This window comes from Pseudorhodoplanes sp. (assembly GCF_035565855.1).
Taxonomy (GTDB): Bacteria; Pseudomonadota; Alphaproteobacteria; order Rhizobiales; family Xanthobacteraceae; genus Pseudorhodoplanes.
In genome coordinates this window covers 1-2,480 of the sequence record NZ_DATMRX010000309.1, presented here as the reverse complement: position 1 = coordinate 2,480, position 2,480 = coordinate 1, and the positions used below count along the sequence as shown (strand labels likewise).

General features: G+C 63.2%; 4 protein-coding genes. 3 read left to right on the top strand and 1 reads right to left on the bottom strand.

The window, feature by feature from the left end; all coding sequences use genetic code 11:
• Both VN004_RS17790 and VN004_RS17785 read left to right on the top strand, forming a co-directional pair.
• Positions 1-340 (top strand): cytochrome b (locus tag VN004_RS17790; RefSeq protein WP_325612871.1); only part of this gene is annotated, 340 nt, incomplete at its 5' end.
• Positions 341-591: 251 nt separating this feature from the next.
• The gene (locus VN004_RS17785) at positions 592-1,296 is read left to right on the top strand and encodes a carbonic anhydrase (RefSeq protein ID WP_325612869.1); all 705 of its coding nucleotides are present in this window, start codon (positions 592-594) and stop codon (positions 1,294-1,296) included.
• A gap of 254 nt (positions 1,297-1,550) precedes the next feature.
• Here VN004_RS17785 and VN004_RS17780 read toward each other — a convergent pair whose 3' ends face one another.
• Positions 1,551-1,940, bottom strand: a complete 390-nt coding sequence (locus tag VN004_RS17780; protein ID WP_325612867.1) for a DUF3060 domain-containing protein — start codon at positions 1,938-1,940, stop codon at positions 1,551-1,553.
• A 160-nt stretch (positions 1,941-2,100) separates the two neighbouring features.
• Between VN004_RS17780 and VN004_RS17775 the strand changes: the two genes are divergently transcribed.
• The gene (locus VN004_RS17775) at positions 2,101-2,319 is read left to right on the top strand and encodes an alkylphosphonate utilization protein (RefSeq protein WP_325612865.1); all 219 of its coding nucleotides are present in this window, start codon (positions 2,101-2,103) and stop codon (positions 2,317-2,319) included.
• Positions 2,320-2,480 lie beyond the last annotated feature (161 nt).

The following is a 2,480-nucleotide window of genomic DNA, read 5'->3' as shown; positions in this document are numbered from 1 at the left end:
GCCTGCGGATCTGCCGCAGCCGATGAAGCTCGCGGCGGAGGCCTCGCATTATCTCCTGTATGCGATGTTCATCGGCATTCCGCTGATCGGCTGGGGCATGCTCTCGGCCGCGGATTATCCGATCGTGCTTTATGGCGGCATCCGCGTCCCACCCATCCTGCCGCAGAGCGACTTATTGCACACGTTGTTATGGAACGCGCATTCCTATCTCGGCTTCGCGCTGTTCGCGCTGATCCTCATGCATATCGCGGCGGCGCTGTTTCACGCGCTGATCCGCCGGGATGGCGTATTCCAGAGCATGACGTCACAGCGCTTCGCGCTGCCCAAGGATGCGAAGTGAGTGCCGCGGTGGCACGCATCTCATGCGCTCTGCAGCATTGGGCCGCCACTGATCTCGAATTTGCTTTAAGATTGTCCGCGTGATTGCGCGCCAACGCTCGGGCCGCTCGCATCCTACGAGACGCTCGCTTCGGTCCTCAGGGTGAGGGCGGGTCGGGCTTGCGCGCTAATGTCGCGCTCACCAATGCTTAATCGTAATCGCCGTAGGAGACCTCTCGCGACGACAAAAATCTGCAAGGAAGGAAACGGATCATGTGTGACCAATGTCTCCAGAAGACCGCGAGCCGACGAGCCGTGATGTTTGCCGGCGCCGGGTTGCTGGCTGCGGCGCAATTCGGCGGCCCGGCGCAAGCGCAGCCGGCGCGCGCGGCCGCCACGCCCGATGAGGCTCTGAAGCTCCTTCAGGCGGGTAACGCCCGCTACGCCGCCAATCAACCGCAGCAGCGCGACTTTTCTGCCGGGCGCGCCGCCCGAACGCTTGGCCAGGCGCCATTCGCGGCGATCCTCGGCTGTGCGGATTCCCGCGTCGCACCGGAACTGGCGTTCGACCAAAATCCCGGCGATCTGTTCGTCGTGCGCGTCGCCGGAAATTTCGTGACGCCCGACGGCCTGGGAAGCCTCGAATACGGCGCGGCGGTTCTGGGCACGAAGCTGATCATGGTTCTCGGCCACAACAGTTGTGGCGCGGTGAATGCGACGATCGAGGCGCTTCAGAAGGGCAATACCCTCCCAGGTCACATTGCGGATCTCGTCAGAGCGATGAAGCCCGGCATCGAGCCGACATTGAAGAACGCGGGAAGCGATCTCGCGCAGCGCGCCGTCGTCGCCAACGTGCAGTACAATGTCGAGCGGCTGAAAACAGCAACGCCGATCCTGGCGGGAATGGTCGCCAAAGGTGAGCTTCGCGTGGTGGGTGGCGTTTATGATCTCGCGACTGGGAAAGTGAGTCTGGTTTAGGCCGCGTGACGCGCGGCAAGCCTGGTGTGAATGGAGCATAGCGAGATCCGGGGCGTGCGGTCCCGCGTTGCGCTTCGCTCCATGCGGGCTACCAACCAATGTTATGGCCGGGCACCCGCCGCGCTCCGCGCGGCCGGAATGTAAACCTGCCCCGGCCATCCACGTCTTTGGGTGATGCATCAAAGGAAAGACGTGGATGCCCGCGACAGGCGCGGGCATGACGTGAAGAAGAAAGCCCGTCCTGGCCGCCGATCCTACTTCGCCTGAAGGATGCCGTTCCGGTCGCCGCGCGCGCTCGCGGACTTCGGCTGCTCGCCCGGCAGGCCCGTCCTGTACGTCACGTTGTTCTGCGAGCCGCTGACGCTGATGGCGTCCACCGCGCCGATCCTGACTGTGTTGACGTCACCTTTGACATCGAGCGCCTTCGTCGCCTCGATGGTCAGCGTGTTGCTTGCTCCGTTGAGCGACACGCGCTCGCAGGTGCCCGAGAAGGTGAAGGTGCCGCCGCTGCCATTGATTGCGACCTTGCGTTCCTGGTCGCAATCGTGGGTGGCGCCAGGCACTCCGCTATAGGTCCGGTCGGGATTGTCGCCGCACGCGGCCAGCGCGAGGGCTGCGAGCAGGAGCGATGCGCTGCGTGCCATTCCCTAGTCCTCAGGGCGACCAGTGTAGCCCGGAAAAAGCGTCTCGCAATCCGGCGTCGTGTCCGCCCTGCGTTTCGTGCGCTGCGGCTGGCGGGGTTTGTGCTTCGGGCCGCGGCGCGTAAAAGAGGCGTCGATTCCCGAATGCGATCAGGGCAGCCCGATGACCGACGAAACCCGCGACAGTAACGGCAATATTCTCAAGGACGGCGATTCGGTGACGCTGATCAAGGACCTGAAGGTCAAGGGCACGTCGGAGACGCTCAAGCGCGGCACGCTGGTGAAGAACATCCGGCTTACCGGAGACCCGGACGAGATCGAGTGCAATACCAAGCAGGTGAAGGGCCTCGTGCTGAAGACCGAGTTCCTGAAGAAAGCGTGATGCGTACGCGCTGACACGCAGGCGGCGCGGAACATCGACGTCGCGTCGTGACGCTTCAAGTCTGCAACTGAATTTAAATGCGCTGTTAATCCGCGGACCTTATGCGTGGCCGCATCGTTTCAACGAGAGGCCACCATGCGTGCATTGTTCCTCGCGGCAAT

Excerpts from the sequence above, each read along its gene's own strand:
- VN004_RS17785 (WP_325612869.1), top strand. The coding sequence starts at position 592 with ATGTGTGACCAATGTCTCCAGAAGACCGCGAGCCGACGAGCCGTGATG.
- VN004_RS17780 (WP_325612867.1), bottom strand. The coding sequence starts at position 1,940 with ATGGCACGCAGCGCATCGCTCCTGCTCGCAGCCCTCGCGCTGGCCGCG.
- VN004_RS17775 (WP_325612865.1), top strand. The coding sequence starts at position 2,101 with ATGACCGACGAAACCCGCGACAGTAACGGCAATATTCTCAAGGACGGC.